A 26,212-nucleotide genomic window follows, 5' to 3' on the forward strand; every position below is an offset into this window, starting at 1 on the left:
CAGGCCTTCGGGCCTGGCAGAGGGCGTCAATATGAGTTTCTGGAGTTTACTACGCCAGCGCTGCTGGGGACTGGTTCTGGTCGTCATCGGGGTTTGTGTGATCACCTTTATTATTTCACACCTGATCCCCGGTGACCCGGCGCGCCTGCTGGCCGGTGAGCGAGCCAGCGATGAAATTGTGCAGCACATTCGTCATCAACTGGGGCTTGATCTGCCGCTGTGGCAGCAATTCGCCCATTATGTCAACGCCCTGGCCCACGGCGATTTAGGCACCTCCATCCGTACCGGCCGCCCGGTGCTGGAAGATTTGCGGGCCTTTTTCCCCGCGACCCTTGAGCTGGCGATCTGTGCTTTGTTTATTGCGCTGATTGTCGGTGTACCGCTGGGGGTGCTGTCGGCGGTTTACCGCAATCGCTGGACCGATCATCTGGTGCGACTGATGGCGCTGACCGGAATCTCCACTCCAGCATTCTGGCTGGGACTCGGGGTTATCGTGTTGTTTTACGGCAAGCTCAACCTGCTGCCGGGTAGCGGACGGCTGGATGACTGGCTTGACCCACCGGCCCGCATCACCGGTTTCTATCTCATTGATTCGCTGCTGGCCGGGGACATGGAGGTGTTCTTCAACGCGCTACAGCACCTGATATTGCCTGCATTAACGCTGGCGTTTGTTCACGTCGGAATTGTCGCCCGCCAGATCCGCTCCGCGATGCTGGAACAACTGGGCGAGGATTATGTCCGCACCGCGCTGGCGAGCGGTCTGAGCAAGTTCACTATCGTGGTGCGCTACGCCTTGCCAAATGCGCTGATCCCTTCCGTCACGGTACTGGGGCTGGCACTCGGTGACCTGCTGTACGGCGCAGTGCTCACCGAAACGGTGTTCTCCTGGCCCGGGATGGGGGCTTACGTAGTGACCTCTATTCAGTCCCTCGATTTCCCGGCGGTGATGGGCTTTGCCATCGTGGTGTCGTTTGCTTACGTGTTGGTGAATCTGGCCGTTGACTTACTGTATTTGTGGATTGATCCGCGCGTTGGAAGGGGAGAAAAACAATGATGATGACCCAGCAACAACCGCTAGCGGTGGTGAAAAGGAACCCCGCGCTTATCTGGAAACGCCGACTGTGGCTGTTACGTAAAAGTCCGTTAACCCTTATCGGCGGTGGGATCATGGTGCTGGTGCTGCTGCTGATGATCTTCTCGCCCTGGCTGGTCCCGCACGATCCGAATGCCATCGATTTGTCCGCCCGCTTGCTAGCCCCTTCTCTCACCCACTGGTTTGGGACCGATGAAGTCGGACGGGACCTCTTCAGTCGGGTGCTGATCGGTAGCCAGCAATCGGTGGCCGCAGGACTGGCGGTGGTGCTTATCGCCGGGATCAGCGGTTCGCTGCTGGGCTGCCTTTCCGGCGTGCTCGGCGGGCGCAGCGACGCCCTTATTATGCGGCTGATGGACATTATGTTATCGATTCCCTCACTGGTGCTGACCATGGCGCTGGCGGCGGCACTCGGCCCCAGTCTGTTCAACGCCATGTTGGCCATCGCCATTGTGCGCATTCCGTTTTATGTACGCCTGGCACGTGGCCAAACGCTGGTGGTGCGTCAACACACCTTTGTTGAGGCGTCCGTCACTTTTGGTGCCTCCCGCTGGCATTTGATCAGCTGGCATATTTTGCGGAATGCCCTGCCCCCGCTGGTCGTTCAGGCATCGCTGGATATCGGCAGCGCCATTCTGATGGCCGCAACGCTGGGGTTTATCGGCCTGGGAGCACAACAACCGACGGCAGAATGGGGAGCGATGGTCGCTAATGGGCGTAACTATGTGCTTGATCAGTGGTGGTATTGCGCCTTTCCTGGTGCAGCCATTCTGATTACCGCAGTGGGATTTAATCTGTTTGGCGACGGAATTCAGGACCTGCTGGATCCGAAATCGGGAGGGCGTCAGTGATGAGCGAGCTGGTATTAAGCATTCAGGACCTGCGTTTAAGCTTCCCGCTCTATCAAAGCGAGGCGCATGTACTGAACGCGGTTTCCCTGCACGTTAACCGGGGGGAAATCGTCGGTGTGGTGGGTGAATCCGGATCCGGCAAATCAGTGACGGCAATGGTCGCGATGCGCCTGATCCCATCCGATAGCTACCATATCAATAGTGGCAGCGTGAACCTGCTCGGCACCGACATGCTGACAGCCCCGGAGAAAACCTTGCGCACGCTACGTGGCCGTCGGGTGGCGATGATCTTTCAGGAGCCGATGACCGCCCTCAATCCCACACGCCGCATTGGCAAGCAGATGGTCGATGTGATTCGTCAGCATCGCCGCTTATCCGTTCGCGATGCCCGCGCGCATGCCGCCTCGCTGTTAACGGATATGCAAATAGCCGATCCGTTACAGGTGATGGACCGCTACCCTTTTGAACTTTCCGGCGGAATGCGTCAGCGAGTGATGATTGCCCTCGCCTTCTCCTGCGACCCGGACCTGCTGATTGCCGATGAACCGACTACCGCGCTGGATGTCACGGTCCAGCGCCAGGTGCTGCGACTGCTGAAACAAAAAGCGAAAGCCACGGGCACCGCCGTCCTGTTTATTAGCCATGATATGGCGATCATCGCCCAGCTTTGTGATCGTTTGTATGTGATGTACGCCGGATCGGTAATCGAAAGCGGGGAGACTCACAGCCTGTTGAACCATCCACAGCATCCTTACACCCTCGGTTTGTTGAACAGTGCGCCAGAATTCCGCGAGCCTCGTTCTACGCTTCCTTCTATTCCTGGAACGGTGCCCAATCTGGCAAACTTACCGGCAGGCTGTGTCTTCCGTGAGCGCTGTTTCGCCGCGGGTGAAGCCTGTGGCAACGTGCCCCCTTTACGCCCGCTGGATGACGGCAGCCGGGCCATCGCCTGCTGGTATCCACAACAGGAGAACGCGCATGTCTGACTGCCTGCTCGAACTGACCAATGTTCACCTTGCCTTCCCGTCACGGAGAAACTGGCTCGGTAAGGTGACCGAATATGTTCATGCGCTCAATGGCCTGGATTTAACGGTACGACGCGGCGAAACGCTGGGTATTGTGGGGGAGTCTGGCTGCGGCAAAAGCACCCTGGCAAAACTGTTAATGGGCATGCTGACGCCGGGCACAGGCCAGCTTGACCGTTCCCGCTTACCGGCGGACAGGCCTGGAGGCGGAATGCAGATGGTGTTTCAGGATCCGCTCTCCTCACTCGATCCACGGCTGCCGGTCTGGCGCATCATCACGGAGCCGGTATGGATAGCATCGCGATCCAGTGAAAAGGTTCGCCGGGCGCTGGCAGAAAAACTGGCGCAACAGGTCGGGGTTCGGCCAGAGTATCTTGACCGCCCACCGCACGCCTTTTCCGGCGGGCAGCGACAGCGTATCGCTATCGCCCGCGCGTTATCTGCCCAGCCCGATATTATGGTGCTCGACGAGCCCACCTCTGCACTGGATATTTCAGTACAGGCGCAAATCCTGAATCTGCTGGTGACGTTGCAGCGACAGCAAAATCTGACCTACATTCTCATTTCGCATAACGTCTCGGTAGTGCGTCATATGAGCGACCGCGTGGCGGTGATGTATCTCGGCCAGGTGGTGGAAATGGGCGAGACGCAAAGCGTGCTCGAAGCTCCGGCCCATCCTTATACCCGGCTGCTAATGGAATCCGTGCCACGTCTCGACACCCCGCTGGGAGAAGCGCCGCAAAACACCGAGCTGCCCGGTAACCGTCATCTGCCGGCAGGCTGCTATTTTCGCGAGCGCTGTCCGTGGGCTGAAAGTGGCTGCGCAGTGCCTCAACCGTTACGCAGGCTGACAGACAACCATGCCACGCGTTGCTGGAAAGCGGAGAAAATCATCGCAATGGGAGGTAAATAAGAGCGAAACCGCTAAGGGGTGTTCATTGCTTAACCGTAAACGCCAAAATAAGGAAAATATTCTTGACCGTTTTCATCCAACTCCCTATAGTAGCGCCCCGTTGCCCCCGAGAGGAAAGGCAGCGATACAATATGGTGAGGTGTCCGAGTGGCTGAAGGAGCACGCCTGGAAAGTGTGTATACGGCAACGTATCGAGGGTTCGAACCCCTCTCTCACCGCCATATCTTAAGAAGAGCTCGTACGAAAGTACGGGCTTTTTTTTCGGCTGTATTCCGTAGGCCTGAAAAGCGCAGCACTATCAGGCAACAATACCCCGCCTCAGAAACAGCAAAGCCCGCATTTCGCGGGCTTTATCTTCGGCAAACCAGACTCAGTTATAGGCGTGTAATGTACGTTGGCAGAGCGCGGACCGCACGCAGTCGTCTTTGTTAAAGCGAACGATACCGACCATATCGTCCTCTTCAAAACGTGCCAGCGCATCGCTCAAACCGGACACCACACCCCGCGGGAGGTCACACTGGGTGATGTCGCCGTTAACGATAACCGTCACGTTTTCCCCGAGGCGCGTCAGGAACATCTTCATTTGCGCCGCGGTCACGTTCTGGGCCTCGTCCAGAATAACAACCGCGTTTTCAAATGTACGTCCGCGCATATAGGCGAACGGCGCGATCTCTACCTTGCCGATTTCCGGGCGCAGGCAGTATTGCATGAAGGACGCCCCCAGCCTTCTGACTAAAACGTCATAGACCGGGCGGAAATACGGGGCGAACTTCTCGGAAATATCCCCGGGTAAGAAGCCAAGATCTTCATCGGCCTGCAGAACCGGACGGGTGACGATTATCCTGTCCACATCCTTATGAACCAGGGCCTCTGCCGCTTTTGCTGCGCTGATCCAGGTCTTCCCACACCCTGCCTCGCCGGTGGCGAAAATCAGCTGTTTACTCTCGATAGCATTCAGGTAGTGCGCCTGAGCTTCATTGCGAGCTTCAATTGGAGAATGATCACGGCTGTCTCTTGCCATGCCAATTGCTTCTACGCCACTCATCTGCACAAGCGAGGTGACCGATTCTTCTTCACGTTGTTTATGACTGCGTGAATCCCGTCTCAGCACACGTTTTGCTTCGCGACGAGCTTTGATCACTGCTTTTTGTCTTCCCATGGATAGCACCTTGAGTTGTTGGTCAACATTACACGTGCCCGTTTCGGCACGATTATGCGCACTAACGTCTGAGGTTTGGCTTCCTTTTAAGCCATTGCTTGCCGGTTGATCGGACGTGATGACGCGACTACGCGCACCGCGCATCACATCGGTGGAGTCATGAGTTGCTGTCGAAGAGGGAAATTTAGTGGTGAAGAAATCGCTGCCGGAGGTGAGGCCTCCGCGCTGTTTGGTGCGGTTATTTTTACTTTTATGTCCAGAACAGGACCCTACCATTCGCGATCTCCTAAGTGGCTACTTTCACTCACTGCCGGGAACTACCGCTGTTGTAATAAGTACATCATGAATTATCATAAATGCAACATATTTTTTACTTACAGGCAACCATCCACATTCTGCCGGCAGAGAAAGTCTCTGACAAAACAATGACAGAAAGATGTCAGCCTTCATTTAAGTCGCAGAAAAAGCGAGATTATTGCGCCAGCGTTGTGCCTGCGGATGACGAGGTTGCCGAGATTTGCTGGCGTAAAAACTCTATAAATGCCTTAAAGCGTATTCTGTCGCTGTTTTCTTTAGGGTAGATAAGGTCGTATCCCATCCCGGAGGCAATGGTGAGCTCACTTAGCGCAACCAACCTCCCGGAATCGAGTAACGGCTGAATCAACAATTTGCGGCCCATCAGCACTCCGATACCACTTTCCGCGGCCTGAATTGCCATCTGGTAATGATTAAAACTGTAATGCTGTTTCCGGTACGGAATATCCAGGCCATGATACTCACACCAGATCCGCCATTCAGAAAACGATTGCTGACTATCGGTGGACTCACTGGCATGAATGTAGCAGCCCTCTTGAAGGTCACACATCTGTGTCACCCCTTTTCGTCGGGCATATTCCGGCGAACACACCGGGATCAATTGCTCGTCAAAAAGCCGCTCCTGATGTAAATCAGCGTAACGGCTGGCGCCGTAGTAAATGGCTAAATCGACCCGCTCATCGTGGAACTCCATCACCCCCGCCCGCACTTTTATTGTCAGGTTAATGCCTGGCCACAGCGTCTGAAACTCAGGCAATCGTTTCATCAACCAGTTCTGTGCAAACGTTGGCGCAACCCCGATATGCAAGGTCCCACGTAGAGACTGGCTGCGAATATCTTCAATTTCATCACCAATTGCCCGCAAGGAAAGGCTGAGGGTCGCCAATAACCGCTCCCCTTCTTCGGTCAAGAGCAGCTTGCGGGTCATTCTGATGAACAGCCGAAATCCCAGATAATTTTCCAGCAAACGTATCCGGTGACTCATCGCGCCTTGGGTCAGATTGAGTTCCTTCGCCGCCAGGGTAAAACTCATGTGTCGGGCCGCGACCTCGAAGCTTTGAAGCAGGGCAAGTGTGCTTTGTTGTTCCAGCATAATAATCTTATGGATTAATTTAGTTAATCCATTGTAGGTTTTAATTCGTTTGTCAGGCAATCCGCAAACACTTTTAATGACTATGAGTTAACAATTTTAATGAGGCGAGCATGTCTGAATTGAAGATAGTCATTATTGGCGCCGGTTCAAGTTACACCCCTGAACTGATTGAAGGGTTGATCAACCGCGCGGCTGAACTTCCACTGCGTGAACTGTGGATGGTCGATATCGAAGAAGGCCGTGAAAAAATGGCCATCATCGCCAACCTGGCGCGCCGGATGCTGAATAAAGCGGGATTGTCAGTCACGGTTCATGAAACGCTAAATCGCCGTGAAGCACTGGCAGGCGCGGACTATGTTTGTTCTCAATTCCGTGCAGGCTGTCTCAACGCGCGTATCAGTGATGAACGCATCTCTTTGAAATACGGCATGATTGGTCAAGAAACAAACGGGCTAGGTGGGTTTGCTAACGCCTGCCGCACTATCCCCATCGCCCTGGAGATTGCCCGTGAAATGGAAACGCTCTGCCCTGACGCCTGGCTGCTGAACTTCACCAATCCATCAGGCATGGTGACCGAGGCGATTTTGCGCCACAGCAGCATTAAAGCCGTTGGGTTATGCAACGTGCCCGTTATCATGCAGAAAGGCGTCTCTCAGCTGCTGGGCAATAGCGCAGATTTCATCATGCAGGTCGCCGGTCTGAATCATTTCATCTTTGCTCGCCAGATCCTGCAAAACGGCAAAGACAAACTGCACGATGTGATTGATGAGATCCTGGCCGGTAATGATCCGCTGGTGCCGCGTAATATTCCGCCTTTTAGCTGGCCTGCGCATGTGCTCAAAGGACTGGGCATGATCCCTTGTGCCTATCTCCGTTATTACTACATGAAAGACGATATTCTCAAGCAGGAGATTGGCGAAGCAGGCGGTGAAGGGACCCGCGGCGAAGTGGTGAAAGCGCTTGAACACCAACTTTTCGAGATCTATAAAAATCCGGATCTGGCGGAGAAACCCAAAGCGCTCGAAGGGCGTGGCGGACAATATTATTCAGAAGCCGCCTGCGAACTGATGAGCGCTATCCACAATGACAAACGCATCATCATGCACGTCAATACCCGAAACAACGGCGCAATCAACGGATTACCTGACGATTGTGCAGTCGAAGTGAGTTCCGTCATCACCCGTTCTGGTCCACTGCCACTGAATGTAGCCGCATTCCCGGAAGATACGCTGCGACTGCTTCAACTGATGAAAAACTTCGAGCAGTTGACTATCGAAGCGGCGATAACCGGAGACAGACATACGGCATGGCGCGCGCTGGTGCTTAACCCACTCATTACCAGCGGGACCTTGCTTGAAGAGGCGTTAGCGGAAGTTCTCGAAGAAAATAAAGCACTGATGCCTTCTTTCCACTAACTGCCTGCTTTCAGCCTTTCGCTGTTCGGACTGAATAGCACATTAAAAAAGGGTTCATGCCAGACATGAACCCTTTTTTTAGCAACCGATAACGACTCAGGCTTCGAGTAAACCTTGTGCAAGGTAATCAGTCCGCGCTTTTACCCCCGGCAGAACAAAGAAATACCCACCGCCAATCGGCTTAATGTACTCTTCCAGCGCTTCACCGTTGAGCCGCTTCTGCACGGTCAGGAATCCCTTCTCCAGGTCGTGCTGATAGCAAACGAACAGCAGCCCCATTTCCAGCTGACCGGAGTTGGTCACGCCGAGCGAATAGCTGTAGCCGCGGCGCATCATCAAGTTGGATTCGGTTTCCGGCGTGCGCGGGTTGGCCAGACGAATATGGCTGTCGAGCGCAATCACATCGCCGTTCGGATCGTTGGCGTAGTCCGGCACATCGTGCTCGTGCTGCATTCCCAACGGCGCGCCTGAATGCTTATCGCGCCCGAAAATGGTCTGTTGCTCTTTCAGCGGCGTACGGTCCCAGAACTCCACGTGGAACTGGATAATGCGCACCGCCTGGTAAGAACCACCGGTGGTCCACGCCGGTTCACCCTGCCCGTCCGTCACCCAAATAATGTTATCCATCAGCTTCGCGTCATGGCTGTCCGGATTGGCGGTGCCATCTTTGAAGCCCAATAGATTCACCGGCGTCTCTTTGCCTTTGCTGCGAGCGGCATGATCAGAGATGAATCCTTCCCGCTTCCAGCGCACGCTCAGTAAATCCGGCGAATGCTTGATGATGTCACGCAAGGCGTGAATAACCGTGTCCTGGGTGTTAGCGCAGATTTGCAGCAGTAGATCCCCATGACACAGGGCCGCATCCAGCGAATCGTTGGGGAAACGCGTCATGCGCTGCAGTTTTTTCGGCGCGTGTGCCGCCAGCCCGTAGCGCTCGTCAAACAGCGACTGACCAACGGAAACGGTAATGGTCAGGTTATCCGGTGCGATATACGCCCCGAGGATCCCGGAATCCATCGGCGGCAGCCGCGGGTTCGGCGTATCGGGCGCGGGCCCACCGGTGGTGAGGAAAGTTATCCTGTCGGTCAGCAGTTTGAACAGACGCGTCAGGTCAGCTTTATCGCTCGCCAGCACGTCAAACGCCACCAGCATCATCGATGCCTGCTGAGGGGTCAGCACGCCCGCCTGATGCAGTCCGTGGAACGGTTGGGTTTCCATTCGCGCATCCGGAGACAACGTCCCCGGTGCACTTTGCGGTTTCGCCGCATGGGCGACCGGGCAACCCCCGGTCAACGCCAGCGCGCCTCCCAGCGCGCCGATATTTTTCAGTAAGCGACGACGTGACGGCTCGGTCACGTCGTGCGATTTGCTCTGTGTCATAACGCTTTAGTCCAGTCCGAGGATCCCACGCAGCTGCGCTAAATCTTCTGCCAGCGTCGTTACCGGCCCTTTCAGCGCATTGCGGTCAGCGTCAGTCAACTTATCGTAAGTCTCATAGCCGTCTTTGGTTTTGTACTTCGCCAGAATGGTGTCGACTTTCTTGAAGTTGGCATCCACTTTGGCCAACAGCGCGCTGTTTTCTTTCTGCAGCTGAGGACGCAGCAGATCGACAATTTTTTGGGCGCCGTCGACGTTAGCCTGGAAATCCCACAGATCGGTATGGCTGTAACGGTCTTCTTCACCGCTTATTTTGCTGGCCGCGACTTCTTCAATCAGACCGGCAGCACCGCCCACCACTTTTGACGGTGGGAAGGCCAGTTCGCTGATGCGTTTTTGCAGTTCCTGCACGTCACTGTTCAGCTGAGTAGCGTAGTGCTCCATGCCTTTGGTGGAGTTGTCAGCAAACAGCGCTTTCTCCAGGCGGTGGAAGCCGGTGAATTTCGGGTCTTCCGCTTTCTTCTCGTAATCGTCTTCACGGGCATCGATGCTGCCGTCGAGGTCAGAGAACAGTTCAGCAATCGGTTCGATGCGCTCGTAGTACTGACGGGTCGGGGCGTACAGCGCTTTGGCTTTCTCGATATCACCCGCTTTCACCGCATCGGTGAAGGCCTGAGTCCCTTTCACCAGCTCTGCGGTTTGTGCCGTCACGTAGGTTTTGTAGTCGGCAATCGCGTCACCCAGGCTCAGCACGGCGTTGGCTTTCGCCGCGTCCGCGGTGGCTTCACCTTTAACAATCAGCGTGCCTTTCGGGTTAGTCAGCAGACCACAGGTCATTTCATAACGACCCGGCTGCAGATTGGCGGTCATTTTCTGGGTGAAGCCCGGCGCAATGTTTTCACGCTCTTCCACCACCATCACCCCTTTGAGGATTTCCCACTCCAGCGCTTTTTGGCTGTGGTTCTGGATGATGAACTGGGTTTTGCCAGAGTTAACGGTGATGTTCATCGGTTCACACTGTTTGTCGGTGACCGTAACCTTTACCTGTGGAATATCGGCGGCCTGCGCAGCGAACGCAGAAGAAAACAGCGCAGCGATGCCCAGCTGCAGCGCACTACGGCGGAAATTAATCGTCATGACCCATCCCTTTCAATAAGTATGTTGTAACTACTAGCCAATCATTGCTGTGCTGATTACGCCGTACGAGAAGGACTCGTGGAGGCCCGCGGCGGCATGGAAAACAGCACCAGCACCGGGATCAGATAGATAAAGTACACCGCCACTTCGCTGACGCTTGGCGCTTCCTGATAGCCGAAAATACCTTCAAGCAGGGTGCCAAACAGCGTGTGGGTCGAAAGAGTGTTACTGAAATCGAACGCTATGTTCTGGAAGTGATTCCACAGCCCTGCCTCATGGAAGGCCCGAATCGCCCCGGCGGCAAGCCCTGCAGCCACCAGCAAAATAAACAGGCTGGTCCATTTGAAGAACGCGCCGAGATTCAGGCGAATGCCGCCCCAGTAGATCAGGAACCCAAGGACCACCGCAGTCGCAAGCCCAAGCATTGCACCGAGCGGCGGCCAGATACCGAGATCCTGCTGGAACGCGGCCAGCAGGAAGAATACCGATTCCAGCCCTTCACGCGCCACGGCGAAAAAGACCATCAGGATAAGCGCCCAACCGTGGTTATTGCCCTTTTGCAGCGCATTATCCACCGCGTCTTCCAGCTGTTTCTTCACGTTGCGCGACACTTTGCGCATCCAGAACACCATCCAGGTCAGGATAAACACCGCGATAACCGCCACGATGCCCTCGAACATTTCCTGCTCTTTCTGCGGAAATTCACCGGTGGTTTCGTTGATGAAAATGCCGAGTCCCAGGCACAGCGCGGCGGCGAGAAACACGCCAATCCACATGACGCCAATCCAGCGTCCTCGCTGCGTGCGTTTAAGATAGCTCGCTATCAGGCTGACAATCAGCGCCGCTTCCAGCCCTTCGCGTAACATAATGAGAAATGGAACAAACATGCCTGAAACCCTTCAGTGTGAACCGCAGTCAATCGATGCAAAGTTTCGTAAATATGAGTGATAGTGATTATCATTACGACACGAAGAAACACAAGCAAAATGTGCGGATAATGATGTCAGGTTGTAAAAACTTGCAGCCGGAATCGTTATCAGACAAAGCAATTTAGTCTAAGGCTGTTAACAGGTAATCGTTTACGCCGCCGCTTCGCTGTGGCTAAATATGCGACCCGTTTACCTGCAAACAAAAATGAAATGGCTAATATTCTTCACTTCCTGCTGGCGCTGGTGGTCATCCTCGCGCTCGCCTGGCTGGTCAGTTTTGACCGCAAAACCATACGTATTCGTTATATTGCGCAGCTCATTATTATTGAAATCGCGCTGGCGTTCTTTTTCCTGCACGCCGAAAGCGGTTTAGTTCTGATTAAATCGGTTTCAGGGGTATTTGAATCGCTGCTTAAATTCTCCGCAGAGGGCAGCAATTTCGTCTTCGGCGGCATGAGCGATAAGGGCCTGGCGTTTATCTTCTTAGGCGTGCTGTGCCCGATTATCTTTATTTCCGCGCTGATTGGCATTCTGCAACACTGGCGTATTCTGCCGATTTTCATTCGCGTCATCGGCACCCTGTTGTCGAAAGTGAATGGCATGGGCAAGCTGGAATCGTTTAACGCCGTAAGCTCCATTATCCTCGGCCAGTCGGAAAACTTCATTGCTTACAAAGGCGTGCTGTCCGACCTCTCCTCTCGTCGCCTGTTCACCATGGCGGCCACGGCGATGTCGACGGTGTCGCTGTCGATTGTCGGCGCGTACATGACCATGCTCGACGCGAAATATGTGGTGGCGGCGCTGATCCTCAATATGTTCAGCACCTTCATTATCCTGTCGGTGATTAACCCGACGCGTCCGGATGCCGAAGCGGAGATTAAACTCGAGAAAATGCATGAGTCGCAGAGTTTCTTTGAGATGCTCGGGGAATATATTCTCGCCGGTTTTAAAGTGGCGATGATTATTCTGGCGATGCTGATTGGTTTTATTGCGCTGATAAGCGCGGTGAACGCCCTGTTCTCGACGCTGTTTGGCCTGAGCTTCCAGCAGATCCTCGGTTACGTTTTCTATCCGCTGGCATGGCTGATTGGCATTCCACTGAGCGATGCGCTGAACGCGGGCAGCATCATGGCGACTAAACTGGTGGCGAATGAGTTTGTGGCGATGATTGAGCTGCAAAAGATTGCCGCACAGATGACGCCGCGGGGCTTAGGCATTCTGTCGGTGTTCCTGGTGTCGTTCGCGAACTTTGCCTCTATCGGCATTGTGGCGGGCGCGATTAAAGGACTGAACGAGAAGCAGGGAAATGCGGTTTCACGCTTTGGTCTGCGCCTGGTGTACGGCGCGACGCTGGTGAGCTTGCTGTCGGCGAGTTTTGCGGGGTTGTTCCTGTAAGCTGAAATAAGCCCGGTTTTTGGACGCCCGGCGGCACTTGGCTTGCACGGGCCTACCCTTCAGGCCGACAAAAATAAACGGCGGGATAATAATCCCGCCGTTTTTTATCAGAACTGGACGCACACCGGGTTATCGACCCGCATCACCGATTCCTGGGCAAAGCGTGATTTATACAGGTTACGCAGCGCTTCAATATTGCTTTCGCTCTGCGCATCTTTACCGTGGATAAGCATCAACGCTTTGCTCTGCTCACGGGCCACTTTGCCGTCGTTACCGAGCCATTGACCACGTGCATCAAGCACCGTCAGCCCATCGCGGAAGCGCGGCGTGACGTCATTATCCACAAACTGCTGCCATTCCTGCGGCGTAATATCTTTCCCCGCCGGACGGCTCAAGCCGAAATACAGCGTGGTTTGCTGCATCTGGTTATCCGCTTTACAGCTTTGCGTGTCTGCGGCGGATTTTTGCGTTGGAGCCGTACAACCGCTGAGCGCGAACGCCAAAGCGATGGCGGCATACCCCATTTTTAGTGTCATTGCCTGCTATCCTCATTGTTTTTTTAGCCGGAAGATATCAGCGCATTTTCAGTCGATTAGCAAGAAAAAAGCCCGCTTTTCGCGGGCTTCAGATACGTTGAATACAATAGCGAGTTATTCGGCCCGTAGCCGGGACGGCGGCGCAGAGTGATAATGCGCGTCCGCTTCGGCGAAGCGTTTCTGCATGGAGGCAGACGGCGCTTTGCCCAGCAGGCTGAAGAGCACAATCCCGATGCTGCCAAACACGAAGCCCGGAATAATTTCATACAGACCCAGCCAGCCGAACTGTTTCCAGACGATAACCGTGACTGCACCAATGACCATTCCGGCCAGAGCGCCGTTACGCGTCATGCGGGACCACAGCACTGAGAACAGCACCACCGGACCAAACGCTGCACCGAAACCGGCCCAGGCGTAGCTCACCAGGCCGAGCACGCGGTTTTCAGGGTTTGCGGCCAGCATAATCGCCACCAGCGCCACGGCCAGAACCATAAAGCGACCGACCCATACCAGCTCTTTTTGGCTCGCGCCTTTACGCAGGAACGCTTTGTACAAATCTTCGGTGATCGCGCTGGAGCACACCAGCAGCTGACAGCTCAGCGTCGACATCACCGCCGCCAGAATGGCAGAAAGCAGGATACCGGCAACCCACGGGTTGAACAAGATTTGCGCCAGTTCGATAAACACGCGCTCGGCGTTCTGATTTACCGCACCCGCCAGGTCAGCATGGGTATTAAAGAAGGCAATCCCGAAGAAGCCTACGCCCACCGCCCCCATCAGGCACAGGATCATCCACGTCATACTGATGCGACGCGCATGAACGATGCTGTGGTGGGAATCCGCTGCCATGAAACGCGCCAGGATGTGCGGCTGACCGAAGTAGCCCAGGCCCCAGCCCAGCAGGGAAATGATGGCCACGAAGTTTAGCCCTTTGAGCATATCGATGTTTTCAATGCTCTTTTGCTTAATCACTTCCAGCGAGTCACCGAAACCGCCGACGGTGATAATCACAATCACCGGCGTCAGGATCAGCGCGAAAATCATCAGGCTCGCCTGCACGGTGTCGGTCCAGCTCACGGCCAGGAAGCCGCCGATGAAGGTGTAAAGAATGGTCGCCGCCGCACCGGCCCACAGCGCAGTTTCATAGCTCATGCCGAAGGTGCTTTCGAACAGACGCGCCCCCGCCACAATGCCGGATGCACAGTAGATGGTGAAAAACAGCAGAATGACCAGCGCGGAGATAATACGCAGCACGCGGCTTTTATCTTCGAAACGACCGGTGAAATAGTCCGGCAGCGTCAGTGCGTTATTGTTCACTTCGGTGTGAACGCGCAGGCGTCCGGCCACCAGTTTCCAGTTAATCCATGCGCCAAGGCACAGACCAATGGCAATCCAGCTTTCAGAGATACCGGAAATGAAAATGGCGCCCGGCAGGCCCATTAGCAACCAGCCGCTCATGTCGGACGCACCCGCAGATAATGCGGTGACAAATGGACCCAGGCTACGCCCGCCCAGAATATAGTCATCAAAGTTTTTGGTATTACGCCAGGCGATAAACCCAATCAGGATCATGCCCAATATATAAATTAGAAACGTCACCACCATCGGTGTACTAGTAGCCATCGAAATTCTCCAGAATAACTCTTTTTATCCCTATTACCGGAACGAAGTAATGGGCTCTTTGTTACGGGCGGAGCGTATCCTGCCGCATGCTGAATTTATTCACAAACGATTTAACACTGCATTTACAGATAAAACATCCCGTCAACAGGATCTATTTCCTATAGGTTGCACTCGCTCACGCTTTTCACGGTTGCACCTGGCAAAAGTGTTAAGCACCGCATAAAACCTGGATTCCTCACATCAACGCCACGTCTTAATTAGTGTTAAGAAGATTTAACAGGTCATTGCTTTTCCTGATTGCTAGCGACATCACACTTAACACGGTTGCACAAAGTTGCAACATGATGGATATTTTCGTGCAACTAGAGCAGCACTTAATATTGAGGGAGTTTTTTTATGGCCAGCACCACCATGGGCGTAAAACTGGACGACGCCACGCGCGAACGAATTAAAAGCGCGGCAACGCGCATTGACCGCACCCCGCATTGGCTGATTAAACAGGCCATTTTTAATTATCTGGAAAAACTGGAAAACGACGAAGCGTTGCCGGAATTGCCTGCCCTGCTGTCGGGTGCGGCGAATGAAAGCGACGAGGGCCCGGTGCAGACCGAAGAGTCGCCTCAGCCGTTCCTCGACTTTGCCGAGCAGATCCTGCCGCAATCGGTGACCCGTTCTGCGATTACTGCTGCCTGGCGTCGGGCTGAAACCGACGCGGTGCCAATGCTGCTGGAGCAAGCCCGTCTGCCACACAACATCGCCGAACAAGCGCATTCCCTCGCTTACCAGCTGGCCGAAAAACTGCGTAACCAGAAAACCGCCAGCGGCCGCGCCGGTATGGTGCAAAGCCTGTTGCAGGAATTCTCGCTCTCTTCTCAGGAAGGCGTCGCGCTGATGTGTCTGGCGGAAGCGCTGCTGCGTATTCCGGACAAAGCCACCCGGGATGCGCTGATCCGCGACAAAATCAGCAATGGTAATTGGCATTCGCACATTGGCCGCAGCCCGTCACTGTTCGTCAATGCCGCCACCTGGGGCCTGCTGTTCACCGGGAAACTGGTGTCGACGCACAACGAAGCCAGCCTGTCGCACTCCCTGAACCGCATTATCGGTAAAAGCGGCGAGCCGCTGATCCGCAAAGGCGTGGACATGGCGATGCGCCTGATGGGCGAACAATTCGTTACCGGCGAAACCATTTCTGAAGCGCTGGCCAATGCCCGCAAGCTGGAAGATAAAGGCTTCCGCTACTCCTACGATATGCTCGGCGAAGCAGCGCTGACCGCCGCCGACGCACAGGCGTACATGGTCTCCTATCAACAGGCAATCCACTCGATTGGTAAAGCGTCTAACGGGCGCGGTATTTATGAAGGCCCGGGCATCTCAATTAAGCTGTCGGCATTGCACCCGCGCTACAGCCGCGCCCAGTTCGACCGCGTGATGGATGAGCTGTATCCGCGCCTGAAATCTCTGACCTTACTGGCGCGCCAGTATGATATCGGTATCAACATTGACGCCGAAGAAGCCGACCGCCTGGAGATCTCCCTCGATCTGCTGGAAAAACTCTGTTTCGAACCGGAACTGGCAGGCTGGAATGGCATCGGCTTTGTCATTCAGGCGTACCAGAAACGCTGCCCGGCGGTAATTGATTACCTGACCTGCCTCGCCACCCGCAGCCGCCGTCGCCTGATGATCCGTCTGGTGAAAGGCGCGTACTGGGACAGCGAAATCAAACGCGCGCAGATGGATGGCCTCGAAGGGTATCCGGTCTACACCCGCAAGGTGTATACCGACGTGTCCTATCTCGCCTGTGCCAAAAAACTGCTGGCGGTGCCGAACCTGATTTATCCGCAGTTCGCCACCCACAACGCCCACACCCTGGCGGCGATTTACCAGCTGGCGGGCCAGAACTATTATCCGGGCCAGTATGAATTCCAGTGCCTGCACGGAATGGGCGAACCGCTGTACGAACAAGTCGTGGGCAAAGTAGCCGACGGAAAACTGAACCGTCCGTGCCGTATTTATGCGCCGGTGGGCACGCACGAAACGCTACTGGCGTATCTGGTGCGTCGCCTGCTGGAAAACGGCGCGAACACCTCCTTCGTGAACCGAATCGCCGATGCCACCCTGCCGCTGGATGAACTGGTGGCTGACCCGGTTTCCGCCGTCGAGAAACTGGCGCAGCAGGAAGGCCAGGCCGGTCTGCCGCATCCGAAGATCCCACTGCCTCGCGAGCTGTACGGCGAAGGCCGCGATAACTCCGCCGGTCTGGATCTGGCCAACGAACACCGTCTGGCGTCCCTCTCCGCTTCACTGCTCAACAGCGCGCTGCAAAAATGGCGTGCCCTGCCGATGCTGGAACAGGCGGTTGGCGACGGCGATATGCAGCCCGTGGTCAACCCGGCAGAGCCGAAAGATATCGTCGGCTATGCGCGTGATGCGTCCGAACGCGAAGTGGAACAGGCACTGACCAACGCGGTAAATAACGCGCCTATCTGGTTCGCCACACCGCCGCACGAACGTGCCGCCATTCTTGAACGCGCGGCCGTATTAATGGAAGGCCAGATGCAGCAGCTGATGGGCATTCTGGTGCGCGAAGCGGGTAAAACCTTCAGTAACGCTATTGCCGAAGTGCGTGAAGCGGTGGATTTCCTGCATTACTACGCCGGACAGGTCCGGGATGATTTCGCCAACGAAACCCATCGCCCGCTTGGCCCTGTAGTCTGTATCAGCCCGTGGAACTTCCCGCTGGCCATCTTCACCGGACAAATCGCCGCGGCACTCGCCGCCGGAAACAGCGTGCTGGCGAAACCTGCCGAGCAGACGCCGCTGATAGCCGCTCAGGGTATCAATATTCTGCTGGAAGCAGGCGTACCGCCGGGCGTAGTGCAGCTTCTGCCGGGTCGCGGTGAAACCGTCGGCGCACAGCTCACGTCCGACAACCGCGTGCGCGGGGTGATGTTTACCGGTTCCACCGACGTCGCCACGTTGTTACAGCGTAATATCGCCAGCCGCCTCGATCCGCAGGGGCGTCCGACACCGCTTATCGCCGAAACCGGCGGGATGAACGCGATGATCGTCGATTCCTCTGCGCTGACCGAGCAGGTGGTGATTGACGTTCTGGCCTCTGCGTTCGACAGCGCCGGACAGCGCTGCTCTGCCCTGCGCGTGCTGTGTTTGCAGGACGATATCGCCGACCACACCCTGACGATGCTGAAGGGGGCGATGGCGGAATGCAGAATGGGCAATCCAGGGCGCATGACCACGGATATTGGCCCGGTGATTGATGCCGAAGCCAAAGGCAATATCGAGCGCCACATTCAGACCCTGCGCAGCAAAGGTCGCCCGGTGTTCCAGGCCGCGCGTGATAACAGTGAAGACCGCCGCGAATGGGCCACCGGCACCTTTGTGCCGCCGACGCTGATTGAGCTGGAAAGCTTCGATGAGCTGCAAAAAGAAGTGTTCGGCCCGGTGCTGCACGTGGTGCGCTACAACCGCAATAACCTTAATGCGCTGGTCTCCCAGATTAATGCCTCCGGCTACGGTTTGACCCTCGGGGTGCATACCCGCATCGACGAAACCATCGCCCAGGTCACCGGCAGCGCCAACGTCGGCAACCTGTACGTGAACCGTAATATGGTGGGCGCAGTCGTCGGCGTGCAGCCGTTCGGCGGCGAAGGCTTGTCCGGTACCGGTCCGAAAGCCGGTGGCCCGATGTACCTCTATCGCCTGCTCTCCAGCCGCCCGGAAGACGCGCTGTTAACCACTCTGAACCGGCAGGATGCTGAGCGTCCGGTGGATGCTCAGCTGAAATCCCTGCTGGAACAGCCGCTGGTCGCCCTGCGCGAATGGGCTAACGGCCGTCCTGAACTGAGCACACTTTGTCATCGTTACGGTGAACTGGCCCAGGCCGGGACCCAGCGTTTATTGCCTGGCCCGACCGGCGAGCGCAATACCTGGACGCTGATGCCGCGTGAACGCGTCCTGTGTCTTGCGGATAATGAAGAAGACGCGCTGGTGCAGCTCGCCGCCGTGACCGCCGTCGGCAGTGAAATCCTGTGGCCGGATGAAAGCCTGCATCGGGGGCTGGCAAAACAGTTGCCGAAAGCGGTCAATGATCGCATTCGCTTCGCCAAACGCGAGCAGATTGTGAACGCGGATTTTGATGCGGTGATTTATCACGGTGATTCAGATCAGCTGCGTGAACTGTGCCAGCAGGTGGCGGCTCGCGATGGGGCGATTATCTCGGTGCAGGGCTTTGCGCGTGGGGAAACCAATCTGCTGCTGGAACGCCTGTACATTGAACGCTCCTTGAGCGTCAACACCGCGGCGGCAGGCGGCAACGCCAGCCTGATGACAATCGGCTAAGCTTGTGATTAATGAGTGGCAAAACGCCCCGTTACCCTGCAGGCCCGGTAAGCGACAGCGCCACCGGGCTTTTTGGAGTTCACACGATGAAACTGACTATTATCGCTGCTGCCGCTCTGCTGATGAGCACTTCCGTTCTGGCGGATGACTGTGAATCCGCCACGTCCCAGGCGGGACTTAATGAGTGCGCCAGCAATGAATATAAAAAGCAGGATGACTTGCTCAATCAGACCTATAAAGAGGCGATGAAACTCGCCACCGCCACGCAGAAAACCCAGCTCGTGACCGCGCAAAAAGCGTGGATCGCCTTTCGCGACGCCGACTGCGCATTTTTGACCTCAGGCGCCGACGGAGCCTCCGTCGCCCCGATGGTTCACGCGCAGTGCATGACCGACAAAACCCGCGAGCGTACCGAACTGCTGAAGAGCACGCTCACCTGCGAAGAAGGCGATGTGAGCTGCGTCTTCCCGCCGCATTAACGCAGACGGACCCCTTCAATAATCATGCGCTGCACGTTTTCCACGGTTTGCTGGAAGAACGCCTCATCACGCAGCGTTTTACCGGTGACCGCCTCGACCTGAGTGGAGAAGTCCGCATAGTGCTGCGTGGCGGCCCAAATCATGAAGATCAGATGATTCGGATCGATAGGCGCCAGCTTGCCCTCCGTGACCCAGCCTGAAATGATCGCCGATTTTTCTGCCACAAGGGATTTCAAATCCCCGGTCAATTCCGCCATCAGCAACGGCGCGCCCTGCAACATCTCAAGACAGAACAGACGCGAGGCTTCCGGGTGATCTCGCGAGACTTCCAGCTTGAGGCGGATATACTCACCAATCGCCACCAGCGGCGTAAATTCTTCGCGAAATGCCCGCAGCGGCGCCAGCCAGATATCGAGGATATTGCGCATTACCGCCACGTACAGCGCTTCTTTCGACGGATAGTAATAAAGCAGATTCGTTTTCGAGACACCCGCCTGTTCCGCCACCTGTTCAAGACGTGTGCCGTGAATGCCGTACTGAGAAAAGGTGTTCAGCGCTGCCGTCAGAATGGCCTCTTTTTTAGCACTCACCGCCAGACTACGTTTCCCGATTTTTTTTACGGCTGCCTGAGCCATGACGCTCTCCTTATTCCTGCACGGTACATTTGTTTTCAGCGTCGTCCACGGCCTGCGGTAACGCCTTTTTCTTTTTGAACTTTAGTTCGCTGACCAACACGCCCGCGATGATAAATGCCGCGCCAAGCAGGGCCAGCATCGGTAAACGCTCGCCCGCCATGCGGCCAAAGATGCCCGCCCACACAGGCTCGCCGGTATAAATCACCGTCGCACGCGTCGGGGAAACGCTGCGCTGCGCCCAGTTCATCACCACCTGAATAATGGCGCTGAAAATCCCTAAGCCCAGCGCTACCACCAGCAGGCCCGGTGAGAATGACGGAACGGATTCTCCGGCGGGGATCATCATGGTAAATGCGACCAGCGACGCGGTGGCCAGCTGCACGACGGTGACCCGGCGCACATCGACCTTCCCGGCCCAGGCGCTGATCAGAATAATTTCTGCGGCGATCGCCAGCGCCCCCGCGAGGGTAATGATTTCCCCGGCCCCGAGCGCCAGTAGGTTTCCGTCCGGCCCGGCAAGTAAAATCAGACCGATGAACGCCAGCATAATCCCGATGCAGGACATTAGCCCCGGCATACGCCCGAGACACAGCCATTGCAATAACGGCACCAACGGTACGTACATCGCGGTAATAAAGGCGGATTTGCTGCTGGAAATAGACTGTAAGCCCCAGGTTTGCAGGCTGTAGCCAAACGCGATAGCGATTCCAATCATCACACCCGCTTTCAATTCAAGCCGCGTTAACCCACGCAGAGAGCGTAGTGAGAGCAGACCCACGGCGATAGCCGCGGTGGCGAAGCGCAGTCCGACAAAAAAGAACGGGTCGCTCAGGGTGACGGCGTATTGCACCGCCAGAAACGTGCCACCCCAGAACAGGGTGATGACAATCAGGAGCGCTTCCTGAGGCTTTACGGAAAATTGATAGCGAGAAGGAAAGGACATAGTACCGCCGGGATAACATTCAGCCCAACAGTGTGCAGATTACCGCGGACTGCTGCAACCAGCAGGCATAAAAAAACCGCCGGGACAGCCCGGCGGCGGGGATTTGATGGGGCTCAGGTCGCCACATCATACGGCGTCAGTCCACTAGCTATTGCGATTGCTGCCGTGGCTGTTTTTCCCCCCTTTTTTGCCAGCTTCAGAGGCACGCTGAGGATCATTCTTGAAGTTACCCCCGCTGTGCTGGCCACCTTTACGACCTGCTTCTGATGCTCTATCACGGTCTTCGGCGAAATTACCCGAACCGCCACGATGGTTTGCCATTACGGACCTCCAATCAATTGTTCAGACATCATATTGCATTACGTGATGTGGAATATTCCACTGCGCGGTGACGGGCCAGAGGCCTGTTTATCGCCGCGTGGGACTAAGCTTAGTGGAAGCCTCTCATTCCTCCAGTAAACGGTAATATCTTGCAACATGCGCTCAGCGGAAAGTATGCGTTTGCCGCTCCGCGACGCATAAGCGACTCTTATGGCTTATGAAAAAAACGCACAGGAAAGTGTGTCATTTTGCTACAGGATTATTGCCGCTTGCCATCACATTCAACAGACTGAATTAATGAATGTTTTTCCGATTTAACTGGCTCCGCATCAGCCGTGTAAATTACCGATGTAAACGCCTTGCTTCATCAGCGCCACTTTTCCCGTTTTATAAACAATCACCTGGTACAAACCGGCGCTGTAAACGGTGGCGCTGGACGTTTTCTCATCCAGCGCACACGGCTTGTCATCCAGATAGGCGAAATAGCCATTATCGATGCGGAAACTGACGCCATACCCGGTATAACTGTGCGGCGTATGTGTTGCCGCCTGGCAGAACAACGAGGTTCCAGCCAGCAGCAGACCTGACACAACAGACTTCATGCTCATCATCATTCACTCTCTTTATTTCCGTTCAGGACGGAATTTTTGTTTTTTGTGGGGGCTTAGCCCCGACAGAACTGGACTACCAACCGATTGACACGCCTGCGCCATAGCCAACATTTTGTTGGGTGTCGTCTGACACGGTGGCTTTGACGATGACGCTTTGCGATACGCGTGCCGACATCCCTACCGCGACGGCGTTTTCGCCTTCGTAGCCACCCACGCCTGCGCCGATGGCGAAAGTTTGGCCCTGGATCACCTGCGGAATATTAGCCTGCGCCATTGCCCCGGATACCCCCGCTGAAGCCTCTTTTTTATTTTCATCGACTTCAGATTTGAGGTTGCTGAAATTGCTGTTCAGCTTATTAATTTGTCCGGTATTACTTTCGACCTGCGCTTGCGTGGCACGCACTTCCGAATGAACGGTATTGATGTTATTTCCGTTGACATCAATATCACGACGATTTTCAGTAATGGTCTTTTGGTTATTGCCGATGACTTTCTCATCCTGCTTTATTTCGTCGCTATTTTTTACGATCGCATCCTGATTCTGCTCGATACCTTTATGATTGCGGTCAATCTCATGGCTGTTATCAGCAATATGGCTGCTGTTGTCTGCCACCGCTTCGCGGGTGCGCTGGATTTGCTCATGAGTCTGCTTAAGACCTTCCTGATTCTTTTCGATATCGTGTTCGTCCTGAACAATCGCGTTGCTATTTGCCGTCACGACTTCACGGGTGCGGTGAATAGCATCGTTGTTCTGCTGAACATCATTATGGTTCTGGGTAATGCCTGCAGCGTTCTGCGCAATACCGTTACTGTTTTCTGCAACCGTGTTGCTGGTCTGCTTAATGGCTTGCTGGTTCTGAGCAACGGCATCTTCCGTTTTCGCGATATCGTGGTGGTTTTCCGCGATATCGTTATGGTTCCGGGTAATGCCTGAAGCGTTCTGCGCAATATCGTTACTGTTTTCTGCGACCGTGTCACTGGTCTGCTTTATGGCTTGCTGGTTCTGCGTAATCCCAGCTGCGTTTTGCGCAATATCCTGGTTATCCTGATCCAGCGTGGTTTTTAACGGCGCTATTTGCGTATTTGTATAGGTATGCGCATCGGTTGTTGAATCAGGCGACGGTACTGCTGCTCCTAAATTTCTCATCGGCACAGGGGTATTCGATGTAAGCGGAATGGGGTCTAAATCCATATACCCGCCATGGATATTATCTACCGGGTGATTCCCATTTAAATAATTATTCGCCTCCTGAAGCGTATTCTTTCTCATTACCTCATCATAAATCCAGGGTGCGTTTGATTTAATATCAGGATGATCAGCAAAGTACTCATTGGCCGCATCAAGATCCGCCCCCGTCAACGCATAGGCGGAAGGAACAATGGCAGTGAAAAGCAGACAAGCAGGCACTAAAAATTTCATTAAATTACCATCAGATCATTATTTAAAGGTCGAGGGAATATCAGTACAAATGTCCTGAGCTGAAACCTGGATTGACACCTTACAAACAAAAATTCCTTTTTCCCTGGTGATGGCCAGTTAAGCGGAAGTGATTTTAGGGGTACGGGAAAGTGTAAAATTTGATTTAAGATAATTTTTCAAAATATTTCACATGAGAAAAATTTGAGTTGTGAATAATTAAGACCAGTAACTGTTGATGATTGTTACAGCACGAATAGCTTAGACAGCAGGAGTTGTAGTAAAGATGTGAAACAGGGTTTCATTTGAAAAAAACGCCACCGCCTCGCTTTTCCCGCTTAAATCCCGACCGAGAGTTGACCAGACCCGGTATGTGACCAACACTTTCAGGAGTATCTTCCTTATACAGTGTCATTACGGAGAATAAGGCTATGAGTGGAAACGCAAAAATTCTGGTTCTTTTTTATTCCATGTATGGACACATCGAAACAATGGCACAAGCCATTGCGGACGGTGCGAACCAGGTAGATGGCGTTGATGTAACGGTAAAACGCGTGCCTGAAACGATGTCGGCGGAGGTATTCGCTAAATCGGGCGGCAAAACACATACCGCCCCGGTGGCGACACCGCAGGAACTTGCGGATTACGACGCCATCATTTTCGGGACGCCTACCCGCTTCGGCAACATGGCCGGGCAAATGCGCACGTTCCTCGATCAAACCGGCGGCCTGTGGGCATCTGGCGCGCTGTACGGAAAACTCGCCAGCGTATTTAGTTCCACCGGCACCGGCGGCGGTCAGGAGCAAACCATTACCTCGACATGGACTACCCTCGCCCACCACGGCATGGTCATTGTGCCGATAGGCTATGGCGCGCAGGAATTATTTGATGTCTCTCAGGTACGCGGCGGTACGCCGTATGGCGCAACCACCATTGCAGGCGGTGACGGTTCGCGCCAGCCCAGCCAGGAAGAACTGGCGATTGCCCGCTATCAGGGACAACACGTTGCCAATCTGGCGCGCAAACTGAAAAGCTAAACTTAGTCAGGAGGAATACCATGCCAACACAGGAATCCAAAGCGCATCACGTAGGTGAATGGGCAAGCTTGCGGAACACCTCACCGGAAATCGCTGAGGCCATTTTCGAACTGGTTAAGTACGACGAAAAACTGGCTGAAAAAGTCTGGGAAGAAGGCAGTGATGAAGTGCTGGCGCTGGCCTTTAAGAAAACCGATAAAGACTCGCTGTTCTGGGGCGAACAAACTATCGAACGTAAAAACGTCTGAAACAGACTCCCCCGCCAGGCGGGGGAGAATGCGTTTTACTTCGCCGCGTTATTCAGCACTTCATTGAACTTATCTACCGGGCAGTATCCGTCTGCATCTACCGGGCAACCTTTCAGCTCCAGCGTGACGCGCTGTGGCGGCGCTTGCAGCGTCAGCACATCCGCATTACGCAACTGCTGCGTACTCTGATACAGATATTCGATTTTCATCAGTTCGCGGTTACCGGCCGCGTCACGCCAGCGTTCAAATACAATTTTGCCGCCAATCGGCGTGCGTTCGTACTGATCGTGTAGCGTATACGGTTTGAAATCCAGCGCCATTAACAGCGATGCGATATTCGAGTCATGCCCCACCAGTAGCGTCACTTTGGGGCCTTTTCCGGCATTGGTGACCAGCGTTTTATCGATGTATTTTACCAGCGGCGCAGCCACATTGCGGGCTACTTCCGGCGAGGTAAACAGGCTGTCCTGATAGCCATTTTTCAGCTCTGACAGCACGCGCCACTGCTTGTCGGTTTTGATTTGTCCCCACGCCACCTGATCGGCCGGGAAACCTTCGTAATACTGAAGGGTGAAAGCATCGACCAGCGAGTTACCCACTTTCAGCGGTCCGTCGACGCCGGGTTCTTTTTCAAACGGTGCGCTGAAGGTGTCTTTGGCCTCGCTCAGGAAGCACACTTTCTTCTCTTTGCAGGCCGGGGAGTTTTGGTAATCAACGAAGGTTTCCAGCAGTTTATAGCTTTCGCCAAGGTTCATTTTCTGGCGCTCATCGCTCATTGCCTTCACCGCCTGCTGGCTGAAAGCAGCGGAAGAATCGGTGATCACCGGGTTAAACGTCGGGTCCATGGTGCCCATTTTGTCCTGATGATGGACTGGCACATCACAGCCAGGAAACGCTCCGGTGATGAAGAACTGTGCGGTGGCGACGGTGCGTTGCAGACTGTTGGCATAGGCATAAACTGCATCTGGCGGCGGGCATTCACCGGTTGTCACCATCCCCTTTTCGGCCAACCATTCCCGCATGTAATGGCCCATATACACTTCGAGCACGCCACCTTTAGTGGTGAGCTGTCCGCCGGGCACATCCCACTCCGGCCATTTATTTGGCGTGGATTGTTCAAGAACGCTGCCATTATTGGCGAGCGGCGCACGCAGGTTGTGCCGGCTCATGATCAACACCTGCTGGAGCTGATACCCCTCCGGCATAGTTTCTGCCTGGGCCGCAAAGCCCGCCATCATCGAGCCGATAACCGCCACGGCCAGTACGCTTTTTCTCATCCCTTTGTCCTCTTGCGTTAATGA

The 26,212-nt window shown here is 54.8% G+C and carries 23 protein-coding genes and 1 tRNA gene; 11 read left to right on the plus strand and 13 right to left on the minus strand.

The features are described from left to right. Positions 1-31 precede the first annotated feature (31 nt). The 5 genes from MUU47_RS18670 (at position 32) to MUU47_RS18690 (ending at position 4,103) form a co-directional block, all read left to right on the plus strand. Positions 32-1,054 (plus strand): ABC transporter permease, encoded by a 1,023-nt coding sequence (locus MUU47_RS18670; protein ID WP_258989645.1) that lies wholly within the window; start codon positions 32-34, stop codon positions 1,052-1,054. Next, positions 1,051-1,944, plus strand: coding sequence for a D,D-dipeptide ABC transporter permease (gene ddpC / locus MUU47_RS18675; protein ID WP_258989647.1), 894 nt, complete (start codon positions 1,051-1,053; stop codon positions 1,942-1,944). Before MUU47_RS18670 ends, ddpC begins: the two co-directional genes overlap by 4 nt. Further along, on the plus strand, positions 1,944-2,930 hold the full coding sequence (locus MUU47_RS18680) for an ABC transporter ATP-binding protein (RefSeq protein ID WP_258989649.1): 987 nt from the start codon (positions 1,944-1,946) through the stop codon (positions 2,928-2,930). Before ddpC ends, MUU47_RS18680 begins: the two co-directional genes overlap by 1 nt. Then, positions 2,923-3,882 (plus strand): oligopeptide/dipeptide ABC transporter ATP-binding protein, encoded by a 960-nt coding sequence (locus MUU47_RS18685; protein ID WP_258989651.1) that lies wholly within the window; start codon positions 2,923-2,925, stop codon positions 3,880-3,882. Before MUU47_RS18680 ends, MUU47_RS18685 begins: the two co-directional genes overlap by 8 nt. A 133-nt stretch (positions 3,883-4,015) precedes the next feature. Further along, positions 4,016-4,103, plus strand: a tRNA-Ser gene (locus MUU47_RS18690). A 149-nt stretch (positions 4,104-4,252) separates the two neighbouring features. Here MUU47_RS18690 and phoH read toward each other — a convergent pair. Further along, positions 4,253-5,041 carry a phosphate starvation-inducible protein PhoH gene (gene phoH, locus MUU47_RS18695; RefSeq protein WP_168713829.1) on the minus strand — a complete coding sequence of 263 codons (789 nt, stop codon included), beginning with the start codon at positions 5,039-5,041 and terminating at the stop codon, positions 4,253-4,255. 472 nt (positions 5,042-5,513) lie between these two features. Further along, positions 5,514-6,449, minus strand: coding sequence for a LysR substrate-binding domain-containing protein (locus tag MUU47_RS18700; protein ID WP_258989653.1), 936 nt, complete (start codon positions 6,447-6,449; stop codon positions 5,514-5,516). A 110-nt stretch (positions 6,450-6,559) separates the two neighbouring features. Here MUU47_RS18700 and MUU47_RS18705 point away from each other — a divergent pair, with 110 nt between their 5' ends. Next, complete coding sequence (locus MUU47_RS18705; protein WP_258989655.1) at positions 6,560-7,864, plus strand: 6-phospho-beta-glucosidase; 1,305 nt, start codon at positions 6,560-6,562, stop codon at positions 7,862-7,864. Between the two features lie 96 nt (positions 7,865-7,960). Here the strand turns inward: MUU47_RS18705 and efeB are convergent, their stop codons facing one another. Genes efeB through efeU form a run of 3 tightly spaced genes read right to left on the minus strand, consistent with a single transcriptional unit; the run spans position 7,961 to position 11,265 of the window. Beyond that, entirely contained in the window at positions 7,961-9,244 is a 1,284-nt protein-coding gene (efeB, locus tag MUU47_RS18710; protein ID WP_258989657.1) for an iron uptake transporter deferrochelatase/peroxidase subunit, read from the minus strand. Between the two features lie 6 nt (positions 9,245-9,250). After that, positions 9,251-10,378 carry an iron uptake system protein EfeO gene (efeO, locus tag MUU47_RS18715; RefSeq protein WP_258989658.1) on the minus strand — a complete coding sequence of 376 codons (1,128 nt, stop codon included), beginning with the start codon at positions 10,376-10,378 and terminating at the stop codon, positions 9,251-9,253. A 56-nt stretch (positions 10,379-10,434) separates the two neighbouring features. After that, positions 10,435-11,265: an iron uptake transporter permease EfeU gene (gene efeU, locus MUU47_RS18720; RefSeq protein WP_258989660.1), complete on the minus strand. Its 831-nt coding sequence runs from the start codon at positions 11,263-11,265 to the stop codon at positions 10,435-10,437. Between the two features lie 252 nt (positions 11,266-11,517). On the opposite strand from efeU, the gene MUU47_RS18725 reads away from it, so the two are divergent. Next, on the plus strand, positions 11,518-12,702 hold the full coding sequence (locus MUU47_RS18725) for a NupC/NupG family nucleoside CNT transporter (RefSeq protein WP_258989661.1): 1,185 nt from the start codon (positions 11,518-11,520) through the stop codon (positions 12,700-12,702). A gap of 107 nt (positions 12,703-12,809) precedes the next feature. Here MUU47_RS18725 and MUU47_RS18730 read toward each other — a convergent pair whose 3' ends face one another. Further along, positions 12,810-13,238 (minus strand): DUF3574 domain-containing protein, encoded by a 429-nt coding sequence (locus MUU47_RS18730; protein WP_258989662.1) that lies wholly within the window; start codon positions 13,236-13,238, stop codon positions 12,810-12,812. A gap of 114 nt (positions 13,239-13,352) precedes the next feature. Then, positions 13,353-14,861: a sodium/proline symporter PutP gene (gene putP, locus MUU47_RS18735; RefSeq protein ID WP_258989663.1), complete on the minus strand. Its 1,509-nt coding sequence runs from the start codon at positions 14,859-14,861 to the stop codon at positions 13,353-13,355. Positions 14,862-15,257: 396 nt separating this feature from the next. Between putP and putA the strand changes: the two genes are divergently transcribed. Both putA and MUU47_RS18745 read left to right on the plus strand, forming a co-directional pair. Beyond that, complete coding sequence (putA, locus tag MUU47_RS18740) at positions 15,258-19,220, plus strand: trifunctional transcriptional regulator/proline dehydrogenase/L-glutamate gamma-semialdehyde dehydrogenase (protein ID WP_258989664.1); 3,963 nt, start codon at positions 15,258-15,260, stop codon at positions 19,218-19,220. 86 nt (positions 19,221-19,306) lie between these two features. After that, positions 19,307-19,699 carry a lysozyme inhibitor LprI family protein gene (locus MUU47_RS18745; RefSeq protein WP_258989665.1) on the plus strand — a complete coding sequence of 131 codons (393 nt, stop codon included), beginning with the start codon at positions 19,307-19,309 and terminating at the stop codon, positions 19,697-19,699. Here the strand turns inward: MUU47_RS18745 and rutR are convergent. The 5 genes from rutR to MUU47_RS18770 form a co-directional block, all read right to left on the minus strand. Further along, on the minus strand, positions 19,696-20,334 hold the full coding sequence (gene rutR / locus MUU47_RS18750) for an HTH-type transcriptional regulator RutR (RefSeq protein ID WP_258989666.1): 639 nt from the start codon (positions 20,332-20,334) through the stop codon (positions 19,696-19,698). The genes MUU47_RS18745 and rutR overlap by 4 nt on opposite strands. Before the next feature lie 10 nt (positions 20,335-20,344). Further along, positions 20,345-21,277: a DMT family transporter gene (locus MUU47_RS18755; protein WP_258989668.1), complete on the minus strand. Its 933-nt coding sequence runs from the start codon at positions 21,275-21,277 to the stop codon at positions 20,345-20,347. A gap of 144 nt (positions 21,278-21,421) precedes the next feature. After that, on the minus strand, positions 21,422-21,598 hold the full coding sequence (locus tag MUU47_RS18760; protein ID WP_015964929.1) for a con-10 family general stress protein: 177 nt from the start codon (positions 21,596-21,598) through the stop codon (positions 21,422-21,424). 329 nt (positions 21,599-21,927) lie between these two features. Further along, positions 21,928-22,200: a hypothetical protein gene (locus MUU47_RS18765; protein ID WP_258989669.1), complete on the minus strand. Its 273-nt coding sequence runs from the start codon at positions 22,198-22,200 to the stop codon at positions 21,928-21,930. Positions 22,201-22,282: 82 nt separating this feature from the next. After that, a complete protein-coding gene (locus tag MUU47_RS18770; protein WP_258989670.1) occupies positions 22,283-23,629 on the minus strand; it encodes a YadA-like family protein in 1,347 nt (448 codons plus the stop codon). Positions 23,630-24,057: 428 nt separating this feature from the next. On the opposite strand from MUU47_RS18770, the gene wrbA reads away from it, so the two are divergent. Both wrbA and MUU47_RS18780 read left to right on the plus strand, forming a co-directional pair. Continuing rightward, positions 24,058-24,663, plus strand: coding sequence for an NAD(P)H:quinone oxidoreductase (wrbA, locus tag MUU47_RS18775; protein WP_159761279.1), 606 nt, complete (start codon positions 24,058-24,060; stop codon positions 24,661-24,663). A gap of 20 nt (positions 24,664-24,683) precedes the next feature. Beyond that, a complete protein-coding gene (locus MUU47_RS18780; protein WP_125354743.1) occupies positions 24,684-24,911 on the plus strand; it encodes a YccJ family protein in 228 nt (75 codons plus the stop codon). 35 nt (positions 24,912-24,946) lie between these two features. On the opposite strand, the gene agp is transcribed toward MUU47_RS18780, so the two are convergent. Further along, positions 24,947-26,188, minus strand: coding sequence for a bifunctional glucose-1-phosphatase/inositol phosphatase (gene agp, locus MUU47_RS18785; RefSeq protein ID WP_258989672.1), 1,242 nt, complete (start codon positions 26,186-26,188; stop codon positions 24,947-24,949). Between the last annotated feature and the right edge of the window lie 24 nt (positions 26,189-26,212).

The organism is Scandinavium hiltneri (genome assembly GCF_024764835.1).
GTDB lineage: Bacteria > Pseudomonadota > Gammaproteobacteria > Enterobacterales > Enterobacteriaceae > Scandinavium > Scandinavium hiltneri.